Source organism: Kribbella ginsengisoli, from assembly GCF_039537185.1.
Taxonomy (GTDB): domain Bacteria; phylum Actinomycetota; class Actinomycetes; order Propionibacteriales; family Kribbellaceae; genus Kribbella; species Kribbella koreensis.
Window position 1 is genome coordinate 1 of sequence record NZ_BAABAA010000042.1, and the last position, 1238, is coordinate 1238.

Sequence of the window (1238 nt, forward strand, 5' to 3'; positions counted from 1 at the left end):
GTCAACTACGAGATCGGGTCGAGCGGGTCCTGACTGACACTCCTGTCGTCGGCTATCCAGTCCTCCTGCACGTGATGGTTCCGCGGTTCGTGTGCCACACCAGCGACTGCTCGAGGTCGGTCTTTCGCGCGAGGATCGACCACATCGCCAGGGCTCGAGCAGTGGTCACGACCAGGACCGAACGCTGGATTTTGCAGCGCATCGTGGTCGACAAGATGAGCGTGGCCGCCGTCGCCGCGAACCTCGCGATCTCGTGGAGCACGGTCAACCAGATCGCTACAGACGCCGCTCGCGCCTTGGTCTACGACGGCGACCACCTCGACGGGGTCCGGTGCCTCGGTGTGGACGAGCACAAATGGAAACACGTTCGCGGACAAGGGGAACCGAGTTTCGTCACGGTCCTGATCGACCTGACTCCGGTCATCGACGGGACCGGCCCGGCACGCCTGCTCGACATGATCGGCGGCCGCTCCAAACACGTCCTCAAACAGTGGATGGCCGCCCGGGACCAGCAGTTCCGGGATCGGATCAAGGTCGTGGCGATGGACGGATTCACCGGCTACAAGAGCGCCACCGCCGAGGAACTCCCCGCGGCCCGGGTGGTGATGGATCCGTTCCACGTTGTCCATCTGGCCGCAAGCAAACTCGACTTGTGTCGGCAACGGATCCAGCAGCAGGTATGCGGACACCGGGGCCGCAAGGACGACCCGCTGTACAAGATCCGCCGGATTCTGCACACCCGCACCGAACTGCTCACCGACAAACAGAAGATCCGCCTGTTCGAGTCGCTGACCAGTCACCACGACCATGTCGCTGTCGAGATCACCCACCAGATCTACCAGCAGCTGATCGCCGCTTACGAACACCCGCAGCGCCGCGAGGGAAAGAAACTCATGTACAAGATCCTGCGCCGTATCCGCACCGGACTGCCGGCAGGCCTGCAAGAGTTGGCCCAACTCGGACGAAGCCTGTGGTCCCGGCGCACCGACATCCTCGCCTACTTCGACGTCGGCGTCTCCAACGGGCCAGTCGAAGCCATCAACGGACGCCTCGAACACCTCCGCGGCATCGCGCAAGGCTTCCGCAACCTCGACCACTACATCTTGCGGTCACTACTGCACTCGGGTCAGCTCACCGAACGAGTCAACGCACTCTGAAATACGAAGAGCCCGAGATGTTGCGGACCTATACCCACGCCCAGCCCGATTCGCTCAAGGCCGTCGGCAGCACGATCCTGG

1 protein-coding gene is annotated in these 1238 nt (G+C 63.1%); it reads left to right on the forward strand.

The features are described 5' to 3' along the window. On the forward strand, nucleotides 1-1157 hold a 1157-nt coding region (locus ABD768_RS42940), incomplete at its 5' end, for an ISL3 family transposase (protein ID WP_344850752.1). Nucleotides 1158-1238 lie beyond the last annotated feature (81 nt).